At 30.0% G+C, this 19,261-nt stretch carries 18 protein-coding genes; 11 read left to right on the top strand and 7 right to left on the bottom strand.

From position 1 onward, the window contains the following. The first annotated feature begins 3 nt into the window (after positions 1 to 3). On the top strand, positions 4 to 438 hold the full coding sequence (locus E4J94_RS13545; RefSeq protein WP_135836336.1) for a DoxX family membrane protein: 435 nt from the start codon (positions 4 to 6) through the stop codon (positions 436 to 438). A gap of 160 nt (positions 439 to 598) precedes the next feature. Here the strand turns inward: E4J94_RS13545 and E4J94_RS13550 are convergent, their stop codons facing one another. Together E4J94_RS13550 and E4J94_RS13555 are read right to left on the bottom strand one after the other, a co-directional pair. Then, positions 599 to 1,813, bottom strand: a complete 1,215-nt coding sequence (locus E4J94_RS13550; RefSeq protein ID WP_135836337.1) for a PepSY-associated TM helix domain-containing protein — start codon at positions 1,811 to 1,813, stop codon at positions 599 to 601. A gap of 6 nt (positions 1,814 to 1,819) precedes the next feature. Beyond that, complete coding sequence (locus tag E4J94_RS13555; RefSeq protein ID WP_135836338.1) at positions 1,820 to 4,003, bottom strand: TonB-dependent siderophore receptor; 2,184 nt, start codon at positions 4,001 to 4,003, stop codon at positions 1,820 to 1,822. Positions 4,004 to 4,431: 428 nt separating this feature from the next. Between E4J94_RS13555 and E4J94_RS13565 the strand changes: the two genes are divergently transcribed. The 8 genes from E4J94_RS13565 (at position 4,432) to E4J94_RS13600 (ending at position 13,349) form a co-directional block, all read left to right on the top strand. Continuing rightward, positions 4,432 to 5,511 carry an NAD(P)H-dependent flavin oxidoreductase gene (locus E4J94_RS13565; RefSeq protein WP_135836339.1) on the top strand — a complete coding sequence of 360 codons (1,080 nt, stop codon included), beginning with the start codon at positions 4,432 to 4,434 and terminating at the stop codon, positions 5,509 to 5,511. Positions 5,512 to 5,615: 104 nt separating this feature from the next. After that, on the top strand, positions 5,616 to 6,752 hold the full coding sequence (locus E4J94_RS13570) for a helix-turn-helix domain-containing protein (protein ID WP_135836340.1): 1,137 nt from the start codon (positions 5,616 to 5,618) through the stop codon (positions 6,750 to 6,752). A 210-nt stretch (positions 6,753 to 6,962) separates the two neighbouring features. Further along, a complete protein-coding gene (locus tag E4J94_RS13575) occupies positions 6,963 to 8,264 on the top strand; it encodes a serine hydrolase domain-containing protein (protein ID WP_246034339.1) in 1,302 nt (433 codons plus the stop codon). Positions 8,265 to 8,435: 171 nt separating this feature from the next. Next, the gene (locus E4J94_RS13580) at positions 8,436 to 8,843 is read left to right on the top strand and encodes a DUF6146 family protein (RefSeq protein ID WP_246034340.1); all 408 of its coding nucleotides are present in this window, start codon (positions 8,436 to 8,438) and stop codon (positions 8,841 to 8,843) included. 33 nt (positions 8,844 to 8,876) lie between these two features. Then, positions 8,877 to 9,275 (top strand): hypothetical protein, encoded by a 399-nt coding sequence (locus tag E4J94_RS13585; RefSeq protein ID WP_135836343.1) that lies wholly within the window; start codon positions 8,877 to 8,879, stop codon positions 9,273 to 9,275. Between the two features lie 44 nt (positions 9,276 to 9,319). Then, positions 9,320 to 10,420, top strand: a complete 1,101-nt coding sequence (gene prfB / locus E4J94_RS13590) for a peptide chain release factor 2 (protein WP_135836344.1) — start codon at positions 9,320 to 9,322, stop codon at positions 10,418 to 10,420. Between the two features lie 20 nt (positions 10,421 to 10,440). Further along, positions 10,441 to 11,808: a Trk system potassium transporter TrkA gene (trkA, locus tag E4J94_RS13595; protein ID WP_135836345.1), complete on the top strand. Its 1,368-nt coding sequence runs from the start codon at positions 10,441 to 10,443 to the stop codon at positions 11,806 to 11,808. Next, the gene (locus E4J94_RS13600; RefSeq protein ID WP_135836346.1) at positions 11,808 to 13,349 is read left to right on the top strand and encodes a TrkH family potassium uptake protein; all 1,542 of its coding nucleotides are present in this window, start codon (positions 11,808 to 11,810) and stop codon (positions 13,347 to 13,349) included. Before trkA ends, E4J94_RS13600 begins: the two co-directional genes overlap by 1 nt. On the opposite strand, the gene E4J94_RS13605 is transcribed toward E4J94_RS13600, so the two are convergent. Both E4J94_RS13605 and E4J94_RS13610 read right to left on the bottom strand, forming a co-directional pair. Next, positions 13,346 to 14,320 (bottom strand): glycosyltransferase family protein, encoded by a 975-nt coding sequence (locus E4J94_RS13605; protein WP_135836347.1) that lies wholly within the window; start codon positions 14,318 to 14,320, stop codon positions 13,346 to 13,348. The two genes, E4J94_RS13600 and E4J94_RS13605, sit on opposite strands and share 4 nt — an antisense overlap. After that, positions 14,321 to 15,145: a UDP-2,3-diacylglucosamine diphosphatase gene (locus E4J94_RS13610; protein WP_135836348.1), complete on the bottom strand. Its 825-nt coding sequence runs from the start codon at positions 15,143 to 15,145 to the stop codon at positions 14,321 to 14,323. Between the two features lie 92 nt (positions 15,146 to 15,237). Here E4J94_RS13610 and E4J94_RS13615 point away from each other — a divergent pair, with 92 nt between their 5' ends. Continuing rightward, positions 15,238 to 15,450 (top strand): heavy-metal-associated domain-containing protein, encoded by a 213-nt coding sequence (locus E4J94_RS13615; protein ID WP_135836349.1) that lies wholly within the window; start codon positions 15,238 to 15,240, stop codon positions 15,448 to 15,450. Between the two features lie 63 nt (positions 15,451 to 15,513). Here the strand turns inward: E4J94_RS13615 and E4J94_RS13620 are convergent, their stop codons facing one another. Together E4J94_RS13620 and lpdA are read right to left on the bottom strand one after the other, a co-directional pair. Further along, entirely contained in the window at positions 15,514 to 16,329 is an 816-nt protein-coding gene (locus tag E4J94_RS13620) for a T9SS type A sorting domain-containing protein (protein ID WP_135836350.1), read from the bottom strand. A 144-nt stretch (positions 16,330 to 16,473) separates the two neighbouring features. Further along, positions 16,474 to 17,865 carry a dihydrolipoyl dehydrogenase gene (gene lpdA / locus E4J94_RS13625; RefSeq protein WP_135836454.1) on the bottom strand — a complete coding sequence of 464 codons (1,392 nt, stop codon included), beginning with the start codon at positions 17,863 to 17,865 and terminating at the stop codon, positions 16,474 to 16,476. A 90-nt stretch (positions 17,866 to 17,955) separates the two neighbouring features. On the opposite strand from lpdA, the gene E4J94_RS13630 reads away from it, so the two are divergent. Continuing rightward, positions 17,956 to 18,303 carry a hypothetical protein gene (locus E4J94_RS13630; RefSeq protein WP_135836351.1) on the top strand — a complete coding sequence of 116 codons (348 nt, stop codon included), beginning with the start codon at positions 17,956 to 17,958 and terminating at the stop codon, positions 18,301 to 18,303. 334 nt (positions 18,304 to 18,637) lie between these two features. On the opposite strand, the gene E4J94_RS13635 is transcribed toward E4J94_RS13630, so the two are convergent. After that, positions 18,638 to 19,210, bottom strand: coding sequence for a hypothetical protein (locus tag E4J94_RS13635; RefSeq protein ID WP_135836352.1), 573 nt, complete (start codon positions 19,208 to 19,210; stop codon positions 18,638 to 18,640). Between the last annotated feature and the right edge of the window lie 51 nt (positions 19,211 to 19,261).

Raw genomic sequence — 19,261 nt, forward strand, 5'->3', positions numbered from 1 at the left:
AACATGGAAAATATTTCCAAAAAAATAGGAATCGCCATAAGCTATTTATTTCGAGCTTTTTTAGCCTATGTTTATATCCCTCATGGTTATGAAAAATTAACTATAACAATTGACCCTCAAGAATATATCGATTTTGGTTTAAAGGGTGATTTTTTAGATTTCTATCTCATCTGGGAAAGAACAGGTTTTATTTGGGTAATTGGTATGGCTCAATTAGTAGGAGGTTTACTTTTATTACCCAAAAGAACTAGTTTCTTTGGAGCAATATGGTTATTTCCAGTTTCTATAGGCATGTTTTTTAGTCACGTCTACATTAGCCACGCAGTAGATTTCCTCTATTTCGATTTGATAATTCTAGTTTTGAACCTATACTTAATCTTTGAACATTTTAATTTATTAAAAACAGTTTTCTTTCAACCTCAAAAAACATGGATTTAAAAGATGTCACAATAAATCGAATTCTTATTAATCTGAAAAATATTTTTTTTACATCTGTAAATTAAATCAAGGTTATACGTACTGAACTAATCTATTAGATATAAATTTATAAATATCTTCTCAAAAAAAGATCCTAACTCTTAGAGCTAGGATCTTTGCTTTATAAAAAACTTACCTGTTTTTTTTTCTTTCTTCTTCCCCACCATATCATAAAACCTGTTACTGGTAGAGAAGCACAAATTAAGCTTACAACAAAAGCCAATATTTTTGTAGGCAATCCTAAAATAGATCCAACATGTATATCATAATTTGCTCCAACTACTTTTTCTCCAAAGTTTTTATCTTTCGGATCATGTGTATGTAATAATTTTCCTGAATTTTCATCAAAAATTAAACTACTGCTGCTGTAATAAACTTGTTTTTTATGTGCAACATAAACTTCAAAATTTGGATGTTCGTGATCGTCCACATGTTCATGTCCTAAATCAATAGAGAAACCATACGAGCTAGGATAGTTGGTTTTTACTGTTTCAATAATCTTATCGAGTGTAGATTCTTGTCTTAATTCAATTGGCGCAGTTGTTTTGATATGAGAAAAATCTGGATAAGTTGTATTGCCTCCCGAAAATATCACATAAATAGCAGCTTGAATAAAGAAAAAAGCATAAAATAATCCAGTAATAGAAAATATTAAAGCGAAAATTGAAGAATAAAATCCTAAGATATTATGAAGATCATAATTTTTACGTTTCCAATTTTTTATGTTTTTCCATCTGAACCAGAAGCGTTGTTTTTTAGCAGCTTTATTTTTTGGCCACCATAATACAATACCGCTAATTAACATAAAAATAAAGATAATAACAGGAATTCCTACCACATAGCTTCCCCAGCTCTGTTTTAATAAGAAACTCCAATGTATCATTTTTACGATATTAAAAAAACCATTTTTTTCATCATAAACTCTTAAAACTTTCCCTGTATAAGGATTTACATAAGCTTGTTTATAAATAGGAAATTCATCAAAATAATTCCAAGCATTTACATCGTGTTCATACCAATAGAACATATAAGACATGTTTTTATCCATTGGTATATTTACCCAATGAATAGGATATTTTTCTTGGGTTTGTTCGTCAACTAATTTTTCAAGTTGACGAATTGGAATAACTTTCTTATTCTCTACATCTTTTTCTTGATGATAGATAACATCCTTACGAGCAATATTTTCAAATTCATCTTTGAAAACGTATAATGCACCAGTTACTGAAACAATAAAAATTATTAATCCAATAATTAATCCAAACCAGAGATGTAGTTTACCAAATATTTTTTTCAGTCGTGAACTTTTTTTAGATGATTTTCGCTTGGAAGTCATTTTTTATTAAAATTTGAATGTTAAACTTCCCGAAACATTTACTAACTGTTGTGGATTTGCTGTTGTATAACCAATCCAATAATGTTCATTTGTTAGATTATCTACTTTTACTCCTATTCTAAATTTCTTCGCATCGTAGAAAGCATTTGCATTTACGATAAAATATTCTGGTAAATAAAAGGTGCTACTTATTTGATTTTTGCTCGCATAATTTGCTCCAATTCCGAATCCTAATCCTTTTATTTTACCATCTAAAAATTGATAACTTGCATTGAAATTAGCTAACCATTCAGAACCAGCAGTTGTTGGTCTTGTTCCTTCTAAAGAAGTGTTTATTGGGTTATCCACAACTTTCGAATTATTATAAGCTAATCCTCCTAACAAAGAGAATCCTTTTACTAAATAAGCATTTACTTCTAATTCTACTCCTTCACTTTTCACTTTTCCTGATTGAGCTTGAACAGCTTGGGAATTAGCAATATATTCTCCTGTATTTAATAATGAATTTTTTACATTGATATTATAATAGCTTAAAGTTGCATTAATTTTATTGTTGAAAATATTCATTTTTAAACCTCCTTCAAATTGATTTCCTTTTTCAGGATCAGAAAGTACTTGAGTATTTTCTTTATCTATGGCATAATATCCATTGCTTTTGAAACTATTTTGGTAATTTCCGAATACTGAAAACTTGCTTGGAACAAATTCATATACAAATCCAAGCTTTGGAGACCAAGCTGATTGCGAATATGGCTCTGTTGGGTTATTATATAAATTACCTCTTTTAGAATCGTTATTCTCGTAACGAATAGAAGCTAAAATATTTAATCCTTGTACTGGCGTAAAAACATTCGAAATGTATGCACTATACGTATTTAATTCCCCTTTTATAGGATATTCTGCTAAATTTGTTGCATTATTATACGAATCCATTACAGAATTATTGTTCATTGATGCGTAATCCCCATTTTTAAATGGTACCCAATCAAAATCACCAGAAATAAATAGCTGATTATCTTTCGTTTGCATATAATCTAAACCAACAACCGTTCTGTTTCTCATTTTACCAAATGTATAATCGAAATTGAAATTTTGTTGAATTTGAAAAGTTGTTTTTTTACTGTCTCTTGTTGATTGATCAGCACGCATAACGCCTAATTCCGTATCTAATGGGTTTTTAGTATATCTACTTTCTGGAGCTACATAAAAATATGGGCTAAATCCATTCGATTGAGAATAAGCATTACTAATATTCGTAGATGATTTTATATGATCGTTAATTTTATAATTTACTTGACCAAATAAATTTCTAACTTTTGATTTGGCTTTAAGACCATCTCCAACATAAGATTGTTTGTAATCTAATCCCAAAACTCTTTCAACATCATTCATATTATTAATCCCTAAAGAAGGATTACCTGCCAAGTAAAAAAACATCTGCTCTGCCATTGCATTATTTTCGTACATTTCAAGATCAACGTTGATATCTAATCGATCATTTGGTTTGTATCGCAATGAAGGTGCAAAAGCAAAATATTCATTTCCACTATTTTTTTTCTGAAAAGTACCAGAATTTGTATAAGCAGTATTGATTCTGAACATCAATTTATTATCATTCGTAATCGGAGCATTTACATCTGCAGAAGCTCGATAATAATTATAACTTCCACCTGCAAGAGTTACTGATCCATCAAAATTTTCATGAGGTTTTTTTGTAATTCTATTTACAACACCTCCATAAGAAGTAACATTACTACCAAACATTGTAGCAGAAGGACCTTTCAATACTTCTAATCTTTCTAAATTCACAGCATCTATTGTAGTAGAAACAGGTGCTACTAAACCGTTACGTAAAGAGTTGTTGGAAACAAAACCTCTTAAAGTAACATAAGCTCCTCCATCACCAGATCGACCAGTAGAGTTCCACATTTTTTGCAAACCCGTTACGTTACGATAAGCATCGTCTACTGTAAAAATGACCTGATGTTCTAAAATTGATTTATCGATACTCGAAAAAACTTGTGGATTTTCAATAAACTTCAACGGCATTTTATTTGAAGTATCGGTATCTTTTTTTATAAAAGTATTGATAATTACTTCGCCTAATGTATTAGTCTGAATTGAATCTTTTTCTTGTGCAAAGGAAATAGATGCATATAGTAGTGAAAGTACTATTGTTACTTTTTTCATTTTAAAAATTTTAGCAAAGCTATTTCATTATCTTTATTTATTCTAAATTAATTTTATAGTATTTTTTTATTTTATTTAATTCACTTATTAAGTTTTATCTATAAAATAGTCAGTTGTTCAGTTTCAATAGAATTGTATATATTGAAGATATAATTCCTATAATCTTATTTTTATGTAGTGACGAATCTCAATGGATTACAGGATAAAATATAGGAATAAATGATGGAATGGTGTAAAAAAAATGTAGAAATAAAATACTTTATACTGATCCTTTTAACCTTTAAGTTAAATGCTCAAAAATTGAATTAATAAATATAAATTAGAAATTTATGATTTAATACCTTTTAAAGAAAGAAAATATTTTTTGAAAACATGAATTTAAAGTTATCTCGCTTTATTATTTTTATCAACAAAAAAAACGAGTAATTATGAAATGGTCAAATAAAATAACAGAATTATTGAATATTGACTTTCCAATTGTTCAGGCTCCAATGTTTGGCGTAACCACTCCAGATATGGTAGCGGCTACTTCAAATATAGCTTGTTTAGGTTCATTAGCTTTAGGTGATCTCGATGCAAATAAAAGTGTAGAAGTAATTCGTAAAACAAAACAACTTACAAATAAGCCTTTTGCTGTTAACATTTTTGTACATGATATTCCAGAAATAACAAATACGTTAAAAGCAAAATACACAAAATCAAAAAATTTTATAGAACAATTTGCCTGTCAAAATAATTTACATGTTAACTTGCCAACTATCGATGAATTAACAATCAATAGTTATCATGAACAAATTGAAGCAATTATTTCAGAAAATTGTAAAATAGTAAGCTTCACTTTTGGAAATTTAGATCAACAAAGTATTGATAAATTAAAACATAATGGAACAATTCTAATTGGAACTTGTACTTCTATAGAAGAAGCAATTGTGTTAGAAAACTCGGGAATTGATATAATATGTGTTCAAGGATTAGAAGCAGGAGGACATAGAGGAAGTTTTGTAACTGATCAAATACCTAAAATTGGAGGTTTATCTTTATTATCTAAAGTTAACGAAACTGTAAAAGTACCTATTATTTATGCTGGAGGCATTTATGATGGAAAAACTTTATTAGCTACAAAGATTTTGGGAGCAAATGGGTTTCAAATAGGAAGTTTACTATTAGGTTCGACAGAAAGTGGACTACAAGATTTTGAGAAAAAACGATTAAGAAAAGTCAAAGAAAATGAAATTGTTTTAACTAAAAGCTTTTCAGGAAGATTCGCAAGAGGAATTAAAAACACTTATATTTCAGAGATTGAAAATACAGAATATATCCTACCATATCCTTATCAAAATAAACTAACTAATGAATTACGAAAAATCGCTAAACTTAATAAGAACACTGAATTTCTTAGTATATGGGTTGGACAATCTATAAACGAATTTAGTGATAACTCTACAGCACAAATTATCAAAAATTTAATTAAACAAACAGAAACTATCAATTCAAAATCTGCACTTTGACAATACTTTTTCCATTAATCGTAAATAAATTTATATTTTTTTTATCAAATACCTGAGTTTTCTCAAAAAATGAAAAATACTACATTTGTCTCAAGATAAAAAAAATGGATAACTTCACATTTAAAGAAATAGCCGCTTTTATAGGAATTTTCCTTGTACTTGTACTTGCTATATTTTTGGTAACTGTAAAGACGAAGCACAAACTTTCAAACTGTCTATTAGCATTTTTTCTTTTTACTAATGCGCTCGATGCCATCAAGTTTTTACAAAATGGGGTTCCAGTTAATTATATCAACCTCGAAGCTTTTCGCTGGAGTTCTAATTATGTAGTTTCGGCGACGTTTTACCTTTACGTATTGTCCGTTTGTTACACCAACTTTCGTTTAAAACTGAAACATTTAATACATCTTATTCCATTTTTCGCATTCAATGCGCTTATGATGTGGGGAATTTATCTTAATGATAGACCTACGAAAATAATGTTCATCAACAGCATGAACGATATGCCACTCGTGCAATTTTTTCTCTACCTTTTTGAGGTACTGTTTCAAGTTTATTTCATTGCTTCTTTTTTGGTCATTAGAAAAGCTAAAAAAATCTATCTCGAAAATTACACCAATCCCAATATTTCTGCACTCAACGCTCTTTACAAAATAACAATACTTTATTATGTTTTGCATTTTATTGTCTTGATAAGATGGTTAGTCACCTATATTTTTGGTGTGGGCGAGATTCGAGCATGGATTGTAACTATTGATGGTTTTTCATTTTTGTTTTGTACCTGTTGGTATCTTTTTGTAGCATTAAATAATCCCGAGTTTTTCCGAGGTGTAAATTCGGATTTAAAACCAATTAAAGAAGTCGTTTCTGAAGAAAAATCTACTCCAGAAATTAACGAGGAGAAAAATGCAGCAATCAAATCTTTAAAAGATTTCATGGTTAAAAACAAACCTTATCTCGATTCGTCATTAACAATTCAGAATCTGGCTGAGCAAGTTGAAATGCCTGTGAAAGATTTATCGACTTTGATTAATTTGTACATGGACAAACATTTTTTCGATTTTGTAAATGAATATCGAATTGAAAAAGCCATACAAATTCTAAAAGATCCCGCTCAAAAACAATTAACAGTTTTGGAAATTTTATATCAAGTTGGATTTAATTCCAAATCTTCGTTTAATACTTCTTTTAAAAAATATACTGGAAAAACACCGACCGATTTTCGAAAAGAAACTTTGTAAAATCGTATTACTTTCTAAAAAATGAGTTCGATTTTTTTTAGTCGGTCGTGTATTAAAGCATTTTGACGCAGTTTTGCAGAAAAGTAATTATTATTGAATATGAATCACAATCAAATGGTTTCGCATATGAAAAATGCAATCCTTTTCTTTTTTCTAATTTTTTCAAGCTTCACTTATGCTCAAAATGTCACCGAAAAAATCGATTCCTTAATGAGTAAATCTTACGAAAGAGGTTTGTTCAATGGAAATGTTTTGGTTGCCAAAAAAGGAAAAATCATCTATCAAAAATCTTTTGGTTTTACCGACGAAACAAAGAAAACGCCCTTAACGAAAAACTCAATTTTAAATTTTGGTTCTATTGCAAAAGAGTTCAATACAGTTGCGATTATGATGTTGGTGGAACGTGGTCAACTCAATCTTGACGACCCGATTTCGAAATACGATTTCGATTTACCAAAATGGTCGGAAAAAGTAACGACAAGACATTTGATTAATTACTCCAGCGGAATTCCCAGAATAGAAAACGGGTTAATTGTTTCAAAAAACGATGAAGAAGCTTGGAAGATTTTGAGAAAAACGGATACGTTGTTATTTGAACCTGGAAAGGATTACCGATACGATAACGGCAATGTTTTTTTACAAAGAAGAATCATTGAAAAAATAACAGGAATGACTTTCCAAGATTTTGTAACGAAAAACATTATCAAACCTTTGAAAATGACAAATTCTGTATTTGACGCAAAATCAGGCTACAAAAACCGAACATCTTGCTACGATATGGATAATAACCGTTGCCCAGAAATGGAATTTATCAGTGGTTGGCTTTGGATGGACACCTATGATATGTACAAATGGATTGATGCGATGAATCATAATCGTTTAATTTCCAAGAAATCATTTGAAAAATTATTGAATAATCCCTACACAAAAGACCATCAAGGTGGATCGTTTGGAGATTATTTTGAAGAAGAAGAATTGCAGCGTCATAATGGTGTTTCCTATAAATTTGAATCGCTGGTGTTAAATGATATGAAAAACGATGTCGTTATCATTTTAGCATCCAACAATCGGAATAAAGTTTGGGATTTAGGACATATTATTCGCGAAATTATGTTAGGGAAACTTTTTGAAATTCCTAAAAAATCGGTTTATCAAGCTTTAAGAAAAGAAGCACAAACCGACGTCAATAAAGCGATTGAAAATTATTATCAACTGAAAAAGACTTCCGAAAAAGAATATAGTTTTGACAATGCAATCGAAATCAACACATTGGGCTACGAATTATTGCGAGCGGGCAAAATCAACGAATCCATCAAGATATTTCAATTGGTTGTAAAAGAGTTTCCAAATAACGCAAGTGTTGCTGATAGTTTGGGCGAAGCTTACCTTACCAACAAACAATACGATTTAGCGTTAGAATGGTACAACAAAGCCATCAACCTTGGCGGAACCAAAGGTAATGCCGAAAGAATGATTGAGAAAATCGAAAAAATCATCAATTCAAAGCCATAATATATTTACAATGAAACAATAAAGCCTAAAACTTTTTGGTTTAAGGCTTTATTATTTTTGGATTTCATGAACAAACTATAATTTTAAGATTAACATTTATTAACTCACTCATTTGACTCCTATTTTACTTCTATAGTATTTTTTTTAGTAAATTTAATCAAATTAAAAATTATGAAAAAGCTCATTTTATTAATCAGTATTTCTCTCCTATTTTTTTCTTGTACAACCAATCAATCCACACAAAATTCAGTTCCGAATAAAGATGAGAATTCATTAAAATTCGAACCGAATGAAGATGGAGACTATGATATTGTTGTATTTGATCCTCAATATGATATTTATTTAAAAACAACTGCTTTACCCAAAGAATATTATTCGAAAGAATATTACGAACAAAAAAACCGCCAATATGTAATGATTTGGAATCAACGCTATATGCAACCTTTGGCTTACAATCCAGATTTGTATGCTGTTAGCATAGATTTGGATCCTTCTATTGATTATGGATATGATTTTGAATATAAATTATTTAACTTTTTTCGATTCATTGAATATAAATATCGTGTCAGAATTAGATAATATCGTTTATTTTTGCAAGCTAATTTTAGAAAGATGAACGATTTCTCAACCCATATATACAATCAAATTGTTGAAGCTCTGCCAGATTTAGTAGATCTTCAAAAAAAAAATACAGAACTATTAGAGTTTCATATCGAGAATGAATACAAGTCAACTTTTGGTGATCTTTATATTCAGACTTCGGATGATGATAAGATTTGGATCAAATCCTCTTTCCCTTTTACAACTTACGAAGTAGATTCTGTTGAGGAACTTTTGTATATTTTAGAAGGTTTGTTGTTCAACCAATTATTCTGGGTAATTAGTTATGATGATGGCGATTGGGATGATACTTTTCTGATGCTGAAAGACCAAGAAATTAAAACTGAAGAAGGTTTTACTTATAAAATTCTTTCTTGGAACGGAAAAAATGATAAAGTTATTAATGCTTAATCTATTTTGTTCTTAAAATCCTCTATTTTTATACATTTGCAATTATGTTTAACAACGAATTACTAAAAGACATCCAAAAACGTACACAAGATTTGCACGAATATTTGGAAATCGAACAAAAAGAAATCGAAGTTCAAAATGAAGAAGAACATGCTGCTTCTCCTGAATTTTGGAACAACCCGAAAGAAGCCGAAGCTTTTATGAAAGTTTTGCGTGGTAAAAAGAAATGGATCGATGAATACCAAACTATTGCAAATGCTGTAAACGATGTAGAAGTTTTAGTAGAGTTTAACCGCGAAGGTGAAGTAACAGACGATGAAGTAATGGAGCAATATAATGTTGTTTCAAAGCTTTTAGAAGATATAGAATTCAAGAATATGCTTTCAGAAGAAGGAGATAATCTTGGTGCAATTCTTCAAATTACTGCCGGAGCTGGGGGTACAGAATCTTGCGATTGGGCTTCTATGTTGATGCGTATGTATTTGATGTGGGCCGAAAAACAGGGGTATAAAGTAAAAGAATTAAACTATCAAGCAGGTGATGTTGCTGGTGTAAAAACTGTAACATTAGAAATGGATGGCGAATTTGCTTTCGGTTACCTAAAAGGAGAAAATGGTGTCCATCGTTTGGTGCGTATTTCACCTTTTGATAGTAATGCAAAGCGTCATACAAGTTTCGTTTCTGTTTATGTTTCGCCAATTGTAGATGATACCATCGAGATTGAAATCAATCCTGCTGATATCGAATTACAAACTTCTCGTTCTGGTGGTGCTGGAGGACAAAATGTAAACAAAGTAGAAACGAAAGTTCAGTTAACACACAAACCTACAGGAATTGTAGTAGTTTGTCAGGTTGAACGTTCGCAATTAGCGAATCGCGAGCGCGCAATGGAAATGTTAAAATCTGAATTGTACAAGATTGAATTAGAGAAAAAAATGGCTGCGCGTAACGAAATTGAAGCAAATAAGATGAAAATCGAATGGGGTTCTCAAATTCGTAACTATGTAATGCATCCATATAAGTTGGTAAAAGACGTTAGAACAGGAACTGAAACAGGTAATGTGGATGCTGTAATGAATGGTGATATAGACGAATTTTTAAAATCGTTCCTTATGCTAATGGGACAAAAAGAAACGTCAAAATAGTTTTATACTAAATTTCTTTCATGAAAATATTAATCGGAGGCGCTGGAGAAGTTGGTTTTCATTTAGCTAAATTACTTTCCAATGAAATGAATGACATCGTCATCATGGATATGGATAAGGACAAATTGTTAATGATAGAAAACACTTTAGATGTAATGGCTTATCGCGGTGATATAACTTCTTTTAAGTCTTTACGAGAAGTTGGTATTGATGATACTGATATTTTTATATCAGTCACTCATCTTCAAAATACGAATCTTACAAGTGCTTCGATTGCAAAAGATTTAGGAGCAAAACGTACATTAGCTCGAATATCTAATCCTGAATTTTTACACAAAGAAAATCAGTTCTGGGTACAAGGAATGGGAATTGACGCCTTAATTAGTCCTGAAAAATTAGCCGCTGATGAGATTTATTCTCTTGTTCAACAATCTGCTTTTAATGCAATGCATCCTTTTGCTAATGGACAATTATTTATGGTTGGTACCGTTTTGGATGCTGATTGTAAAATATTGGATAAAAAATACAAAGACATGTATTTGACTACAAAAGGTGGAGAAGATAAACTTTTAATGCCTATTGCCATTATTCGAAGTAATGAACGTGGAGAATATCAGACTATTATTCCTGAAGCTGAAACTGAATTCAAAATTGACGATCATGTATATTTTATAGTTAAAAAAGCTGGAATTTTAGAAGTTTATAAAATACTCGGAAAAAAACAAGAATATTTTAAAAACGTCATTGTTCTTGGTGGAGGAAGTATTGGAGTTAAAGTTTCCAAACTTTTAAAAGATAACAAACACAATATTAAGTTACTAGAAATCAACCGAAATAAAGCATTTGATTTAGCTGATGATTTAAATAATATTTTGATTATCAATGGAGATGGTCGAGATGGCGAATTATTATTAGAAGAAGGAATTTCTGATTCGGATGCATTTATTGCTGTAACAGGAAGTTCTGAAACCAATATTATGTCATGTCTTTTAGCAAAATCAAAAGGAGTTAAAAAAACGATTGCCTTAGTTGAAAATATTGATTATATTCATTTAAGTCAAGAAGTTGGAATTAATGCCTTTATTAATAAAAAACTTTTAACTGCTGATAGTATTTTTCGCTACATTCGTCAAGGTTCAGTAATGGATGTTACTGGAATTTCTGATTTAGATGCAGAAGTCTTAGAATTCAGAATTCATGAAAATTCTGAAATAGCAAATAAGCATGTTTCCGATTTTCCTTTTAAAGAAGATGCTATCATTGCTGGGATTGTTCGAGGAAATGACGGATTTATTCCTACAAAAGATTTCATTATCGAACCAAAAGATCATGTAGTTGTTTTTAGTCAAGCCAATTTAATCCCGAGAGTGACAAAATATTTTAAATAATGAAATCACTTAACATCAAAGTAATCCTGAATCTTTCGGGTGTTTTATTACTATTAAATGCGCTCTTTATGTTTATTGCAACATGTGTCAGCATTTATTTTAATGATCATCTACTCTACCCTTTTTTAGTTTCAGGGAGTTTAGTAGGATTGTCAGGAACTGCAATGATGTATTTTACGCGTGACAGAAGAAAACATATCAACAAACGCGAAGGGTATATCGTAGTTTGTGTCGGATGGCTTTTCTTAATTCTTTCGGGTTGTTTACCCTATGTTACGTCGTTAATATTTTTACCCAACGATCATATCATCAATGAGAATTTTAGTTTTGTCAACATTGTTTACGAAACCGTTTCTGGTTATACAGCGACTGGAACATCGATTTATGATGATGTAGAAAGTCTCCCAAAAAGTATATTGTTTTGGCGAAGTACAACCAATTGGATTGGTGGTATGGGAATTATCGTTTTGACGATTGCAATTTTACCGTTTCTTGGAATTGGTGGTCGACAACTTTTTATGGCAGAAGCGCCTGGAATTTATACAGATAAAATCCATCCTCGAATTACAGAAACAGCGAAAAACCTTTGGTTAGTTTATTTAGGATTAACTACTTTTTTTGCGATGTTGCTTTATTTTGGTGGAATGAATTTATTTGATGCTGCAAATCATTCGATGAGTGTGATTGCAACTGCAGGTTTCTCTACTAAAAATGAAGGTCTGATGTATTGGAATAACAATGTTTTTATTCAATATGTATTAATCGTGATGATGTTTTTGGGCGGAACAAACTTCGCTTTGATTTATTTATTGATTAAAGGACAATTCAAAAAAGTCTGGAAAAATGAAGAGTTTCGCTGGTGGGTTGGTTTACTTGCTGTCGTTACGTTTATTGTCTTTATTGTATTATTTTTCAATATTTATCCTACTTATTCCGTCGAAACATATTCATGGTTTAACTTAGAACATTCATTCAGAAGTTCTTTATTCCACGTAGTTTCCATCGCATCTACAACTGCTTTAGCTATGGAAGATTACACAAGTTGGTTAACTGTAACCACACTTATTTTCTTCTCTTTGTTCTTTATCGGAGGTTCAGCAGGTTCTACATCTGGAGGAATTACAGTTATAAGACATGTCATTTTATTAAAAAATAGCTGGATTGAATTTAAGCGTATTTTACATCCAAACGCAATTATTCCAGTTCGTTACAACAATCGTTCTCTTAACCAATCTATCGTTTTCCACGTCATGGCATTCTTTGTCATGTTTATGTTTACATGGATTGTGAGTTCTATTTTGTTTGCGCTTTTGAATTATGGTATAACAATGAGTTTCCAAGATATTTTGGCCTCTTTAACATTAACTGCTTCCACTTTAGGAAACGTAGGGCCGGGAATTGGCGAATTTGGACCGGGTACTTCAATGAATTCCTTAACAGATAGTGCAAAATTATTATGTTGTTTTTTAATGGTTTTAGGTCGATTAGAGCTTTATACAATCTTAATTTTATTTACGCCTGCATTTTGGAAAAATAATTAATGAGACGCTTCTAAAATTACTTTCTGAATGATTTCTTCAGTTTGATCTGGGAAATCTTTCTCAATAATTTTATTAGAATCAACCCAACGTTGTAATTGCGCTATATTCAAATCATATGAATAATCAACGCCTATCATTTTTAAAGCCTCGCAATTACACAATTGTTCGTACTGTCCTTTGATCGGAATCACAAAAAGTTTCTTTTTAAGATAAATACTTTCGGCAGGCAATTCGAAACCAGCCCCACACAAAACTCCTTTGCAATTCTCTAAAGTTTTGGTAAAAAGGCGTTCATCAATTGGATAAATTTCAACATTAAATTGCTTCGTAACTTCTTTCACAAAAGGAGAAAAGACTTTCCATTTAGACTCTTTAATCACAGATAAAACCTCTATTATCTCATTTGGATGATAACTTGGTAAATAAACTAAATAATAATCTTCTTGTTTTGGATTCAATAATCTAATTTTATCTCGAATTATGGGTAAAAAAATAGAGTCATTATATTCCTCGAAATGGAATCCATAATGCTTAGAAGTTGGTGCATAATATTTTAAAATTGCCTCACCTGTTTTATTCTTTACTTTTGGTGTTTCATCAAATAAAAGCGAAGATTGATGACTTAAACCAATAATGTTTTTCTTTTTTTTCCGAGCCGAATGTGCCGTAATTGGTTCAAAATCATTAATAATCAAATCATATTTTTCAATCGGAAAATGATTCACTTCATTCCAAAAAGATTTAAAACTATTTTCCTTAAAAATTCTCTTGTACGAAACTTTTCCTATTTCATTATAAAATAATGATAAACCTTTATGATGTTTAAATTGATAGTTTTTCAATTGTAATTGCGAATTTGAACCGCTTATAAAAATATCTAAATTTCCATAATTTTCAAGAATCGGTAATATTTTCTGAGCACGTGCCATATGGCCGTTTCCTGTACCTTGTAATGCGTATAAAATTTTCATTTACTTTTTGTTGAGAATAGAAACTATTAATTCATCTAATGAGTAATTAAATTCGATTTCTTCTAAGTTTTGCATCAAAATTTGTTTATGTTCTTCAAAATAAAACACCGACCAATTTCCATCTATATATTCTAAAGCAGATAAATTTTCGATCCAATCTCCCGAATTCATATAAAGACAACTTCCTTTTTCTGTTTTTACTTTTCGTAATTGTGGTTGATGAATGTGCCCACAAATCACATAATCATATTCATTTTCTATTGCTAATTCTGCTGCAGTTTGCTCAAAATCGTTTATATGTTTAACTGCTTTTTTTACTGAATTTTTAATTTTTTGAGACAAAGAATAACGCTCTCTTCCAAAAAACTCTAAACATTTATTGATAAAATAGTTTAACTGAATTAACTTATCATATCCCCAACCTCCTAGCTTTGCTATCCATTTTGAATGTTGAATTGAAGCATCAAATACATCTCCATGAAATATCCACGCTACTTTATCATTCTGTTTCAGCATATATTTATCCGTTAAAAGAATATTCCCAAAACGCATTGTCGAAAATTTACGCAACAATTCATCGTGATTTCCTGTTATATAAACGATTGGAATTCCCTGTTCTGAAAGATTTAACAAATAACTAATAATTTGAAGATGCGTTTCAGGAAAGTAACTTTTCTTAAAATTCCAAATATCCACAATATCTCCATTAAGAATTATTTTTTTTGGATTAATCGATTGAAGATAGGCTAACAATTCTTGTGCTTTGCAACCAAAAGTTCCTAAATGCACATCTGAAATTATAACAACATCAAGATTACGCTTCATTGATTTTTATTTAAATTTCGAAATCAAATATTACTTAAACGTCTTTTTAATCTTATGAAATCTTTATAAATTTGAGTCTAAATTGTAAAGTTATGAGCGAATTTAAATTTAAAACAAATATAAATTGTGATAGTTGTATCAAATCTGTGAAACCTTTTTTGGATGATGCTATAGGAGAAGACAACTGGAAAGTGGATACAACTGATGAAAGAAAAGTACTGACTGTGACAACTAGTGAGGATGAAGAAGAAATTATAGAAGCTGTGACTGATGCAGGTTTTAAAATTCAGAAAATAGAAGGATAAATAAAAAGCGATTCAATTTTTTTTTGAATCGCTTTATTATTTAAACTAAGAAAATATTCCTAATTATTTTTTAACTACTTTTTGAGTAGAAACTTTTCCATTTGAAGTTGTTTTAACAACATAAGCTCCTTTAGCTAATGAAGAAACATCAACAGACTGAACTCCTTTCACTTCAAAAGTTTTTACTAATTGTCCGTTTATATTATAAACTTCTACAGTAGTTTTATCTTTTACATTGAAAGAAGCTGTATTTGTCCATAATGTATTAGAAACTGCTTTACTTGAAGTTAAATCGTATACATTCATATTAACATCCCATAATTGGATATTATCTATATCTAAAGAATAAGCCACATCTTTACCAACTTTTAAAGCAAAAAAGTCTTTTGTTAAATCAGCAACATTTAAATCTTTTTTATCAGATAAATCCAATGTTACCTTTACCCAATTTCCTTTTGTATCAATAACACCTGTATATTGATTATTTGCAGATGAAGAAATTTTTGAATCTGAAGATAAGTCTCCTACATTATATGCGTAATATCCTGCATCACTTTTATATACATTTAATGATAAAGTTTTTCCTGCTGTTCCTTTAACCCAAAAAGTAATTTCTTTTGGTTGAGCAGAAACAGTACCTCCTAATAATGATGTAAAAACATAATCATTTGCAGTTGGCGTTGTTACAATATTTAAAGAATTAGAACCATTAACACCTTTACCAACTCCTTGAACAGCATATGATTTAAGACCGAATTTATTAATTCCTGTAGTAAACTTAGCCCAATCTTCAAAATCAGATCCTGGTATTGCATTTACTTGAGCAAAAGATAATGTTGATAATGCAGCAATTGCTACTAAAGAATAGAATTTTTTCATATAATTTGTTTTTAATTACTTTTTGTAAAGATAGTTAAAAAAATAAATCAATATACATTATATATAAAATTAACGATTTAGTAAAATTGAAAAGCAGTCCTTACAAGGACTGCTTTTCAATTTTATATTACTATTTATTATTTTTTAGATATGAATAGCATGACCATATGCATCTTCTACTGCTTCCATAATAGCCTCTGCCATAGTTGGATGAGCGTGTACAGACTTCATAATTTCATGAGCTGTTGTTTCTAATTTTCGAGCAACAACAGCTTCTGCAATCATTTCTGTCACTCCATCACCAATCATGTGACATCCTAACCATTCACCATATTTAGCATCGAAAACAACTTTTACAAATCCATCAGCAGCTCCATTTGCAACTGCTTTACCGTTAGCAGAAAATGGAAATTTACCAACTTTAACTTCGTAACCTGCTTCTTTTGCTTGCGCTTCAGTTAAACCTACAGATGCAATTTCTGGAGAACAATATGTACATCCAGGAATATTTCCATAATCAATCGGTTCTACTTTTTCTCCAGCAATATGCTCTACACATAAAATACCTTGTGCAGATGCTAAGTGTGCCAAATCAGCTCCTTTTACAACATCACCAATTGCATAATATCCTTTTACAGACGTTTCACAAAAATCATTAATCACAATTTTACCTCTTTCAGTCGCAATTCCAACTTCTTCAAGACCGATATTTTCTGTATTTGGAACAACTCCTACAGCTGATAAAACAACTTCAGCTTCGATGATTTCTTCACCTTTTGCTGTTTTAATTGTTGCTTTTACTAAATCTCCTGAAGTATCAACACCTGTAACTTCTGAATTAGTTAAGATTTTAATTCCAGATTTTTTTAGTGATAATTGTAATTGTTTCGAAATATCTTCGTCTTCAACATTTACAATACGTGGTAAAAACTCTACGATTGTTACTTCAGTTCCTAATGTATTATAAAAATGAGCAAACTCAACTCCAATCGCACCAGAACCTACAACAATCATAGATTTTGGTTGTTTTTCCATCGCTAAAGCTCCACGGTAACCAATTACTTTTTTACCATCTTGTGGTAAAGCTGGTAACTCTCGAGAACGTGCACCTGTTGCAATTATTATATTTTCTGAAGATAATTCGCTAACAGAACCATCAGCTGCTGTAACTTTTACTTTTTTACCTGATAAAATTTTTGCTTCACCTTGAATTACTTCAATCTTGTTCTTCTTCATTAAGAATTGAACACCTTTACTCATACGATCTGCTACTCCTCTACTACGAGAAACAACATTTCCAAATTCGAATGAAATATCTGAAGGTAGGTTAATTCCAAAATCTTCTGCATGATTTAAGTATTTAAATACTTGTGCAGATTTTAATAAAGCTTTTGTAGGAATACATCCCCAGTTAAGACAAATACCACCTAACTCAGCTTTTTCTACGATTGCTACTTTTTTACCTAATTGTGCTGCTCTAATTGCTGCTACGTATCCTCCAGGACCACTTCCAATAACTATAATGTCGTAACTCATTTTTTCCATAATTTGATTGCTAATTTAATAATTATAACCCGAAAAAAAAGGAATTCCTCAAAATAGATTTAAATTTCTTACTTTTGCAGTGTGAAAATATTCTTTGAAAATTACGCTGACGACTTACAAGTTGAAACTGAATTACCTTTGGAAGGTAGTTTATCACAAGCTATTGAGATTTTTCATAACCTACCCGATTATGACGGAAGTTATATTGGTTTGATTAATCAAGATGGGAATACTGTTCAGATTTCGAAGTATGATCGATTTTTATTTTTAGTAGAAATCCCTGTTTATCAAGAACAAGCTTCATATTCAGTATTATTTACTTATTTTCAAGTAATGCAATTATTACAAGATTTATACAAAGGATTTGATCCTTATAATATAAAAAATTTAAAGTTTGAACAGTATTTAAATAAAAAAGCAACGAAATAATCGTTGCTTTTTTATTTAACATTATGTATTAATTCACCAAATTAGAATATTTTTTTCTCGTTTTATTTAAACGAATTAATACATAAATTAAGCTAATAATTGAAATTGAAAAAGTAACATTTAATAATAAATCAGCAGATTCAAATTCCAAAATTTTCATAAACCCTGCAATCATAACCAATATAAAACTATATACATAAATAAAAATTGGGTGTTTAACATTAATTTTTTTCATATTTAACCAAATCTTAACATTTTATAAAAATATTAATTATTTAGAAATTTCCAAATAGTTTTTAATTAAATACTTAACTAAATCTTAAAATAGATGATTTTATTTCTGCTTAGATAATTCTTCTTTATAAAAAGCAAGGCTCTGTTGATTAAATTTATTTAAAAATGTATCATTAAAATCATTCAACGTTACAACATCTAAATTAATTTTAGTTTTAAGAATTGGTAAGGCTATTACTTTATTTGATGATTTATCTAAACTATTCCATTTCGCAATAAATTCTTTGGTTGAAGTAAAATAAGTAGATTCACCATTTTCCTTTGTAAAGTCTTCTGAAACTATAGAACGTTTTATAGCCGACAATTCTAATTTTTGAGATTGACGATTATATTTAAAATAAGATGTAAACAAAACATCTCCTATTCTATTTACAAGTTTAAATCCTTTTCTTGTTTCTTCTATCGAAGTTTCTTTATTTAAATTTTCAAAAACAAGACTACTTTCTTTTTTATAATCTGAACTAGATAATAAAAAATCTATTCTTTTGGTTTCGAAATTAATCGATATTTTATCAAACTTTCCATCTCCATCAAAATCTTTCACAATAGTTTCTTTTGCAAAAATCGATAGATTCATGCTAAAAGATAACATTATGAAAAATATTAATTTCATTTAAAATAAAGTCTTTTAAATTTTATATAAATATACTACAAAAAAAGCTCC

The organism is Empedobacter tilapiae (assembly GCF_004785645.1).
GTDB classification, from domain to species: Bacteria; Bacteroidota; Bacteroidia; order Flavobacteriales; family Weeksellaceae; genus Empedobacter; species Empedobacter tilapiae.

Bases quoted from the DNA above. Each gene is read 5' to 3' on its own strand.
- E4J94_RS13545 (WP_135836336.1), top strand. From the start codon at position 4: ATGGAAAATATTTCCAAAAAAATAGGAATCGCCATAAGCTATTTATTT.
- E4J94_RS13550 (WP_135836337.1), bottom strand. From the start codon at position 1,813: ATGACTTCCAAGCGAAAATCATCTAAAAAAAGTTCACGACTGAAAAAA.
- E4J94_RS13555 (WP_135836338.1), bottom strand. From the start codon at position 4,003: ATGAAAAAAGTAACAATAGTACTTTCACTACTATATGCATCTATTTCC.
- E4J94_RS13565 (WP_135836339.1), top strand. From the start codon at position 4,432: ATGAAATGGTCAAATAAAATAACAGAATTATTGAATATTGACTTTCCA.
- E4J94_RS13570 (WP_135836340.1), top strand. From the start codon at position 5,616: ATGGATAACTTCACATTTAAAGAAATAGCCGCTTTTATAGGAATTTTC.
- E4J94_RS13575 (WP_246034339.1), top strand. From the start codon at position 6,963: ATGAGTAAATCTTACGAAAGAGGTTTGTTCAATGGAAATGTTTTGGTT.
- E4J94_RS13580 (WP_246034340.1), top strand. From the start codon at position 8,436: ATGAAAAAGCTCATTTTATTAATCAGTATTTCTCTCCTATTTTTTTCT.
- E4J94_RS13585 (WP_135836343.1), top strand. From the start codon at position 8,877: ATGAACGATTTCTCAACCCATATATACAATCAAATTGTTGAAGCTCTG.
- prfB (WP_135836344.1), top strand. From the start codon at position 9,320: ATGTTTAACAACGAATTACTAAAAGACATCCAAAAACGTACACAAGAT.
- trkA (WP_135836345.1), top strand. From the start codon at position 10,441: ATGAAAATATTAATCGGAGGCGCTGGAGAAGTTGGTTTTCATTTAGCT.
- E4J94_RS13600 (WP_135836346.1), top strand. From the start codon at position 11,808: ATGAAATCACTTAACATCAAAGTAATCCTGAATCTTTCGGGTGTTTTA.
- E4J94_RS13605 (WP_135836347.1), bottom strand. From the start codon at position 14,320: ATGAAAATTTTATACGCATTACAAGGTACAGGAAACGGCCATATGGCA.
- E4J94_RS13610 (WP_135836348.1), bottom strand. From the start codon at position 15,145: ATGAAGCGTAATCTTGATGTTGTTATAATTTCAGATGTGCATTTAGGA.
- E4J94_RS13615 (WP_135836349.1), top strand. From the start codon at position 15,238: ATGAGCGAATTTAAATTTAAAACAAATATAAATTGTGATAGTTGTATC.
- E4J94_RS13620 (WP_135836350.1), bottom strand. From the start codon at position 16,329: ATGAAAAAATTCTATTCTTTAGTAGCAATTGCTGCATTATCAACATTA.
- lpdA (WP_135836454.1), bottom strand. From the start codon at position 17,865: ATGAGTTACGACATTATAGTTATTGGAAGTGGTCCTGGAGGATACGTA.
- E4J94_RS13635 (WP_135836352.1), bottom strand. From the start codon at position 19,210: ATGAAATTAATATTTTTCATAATGTTATCTTTTAGCATGAATCTATCG.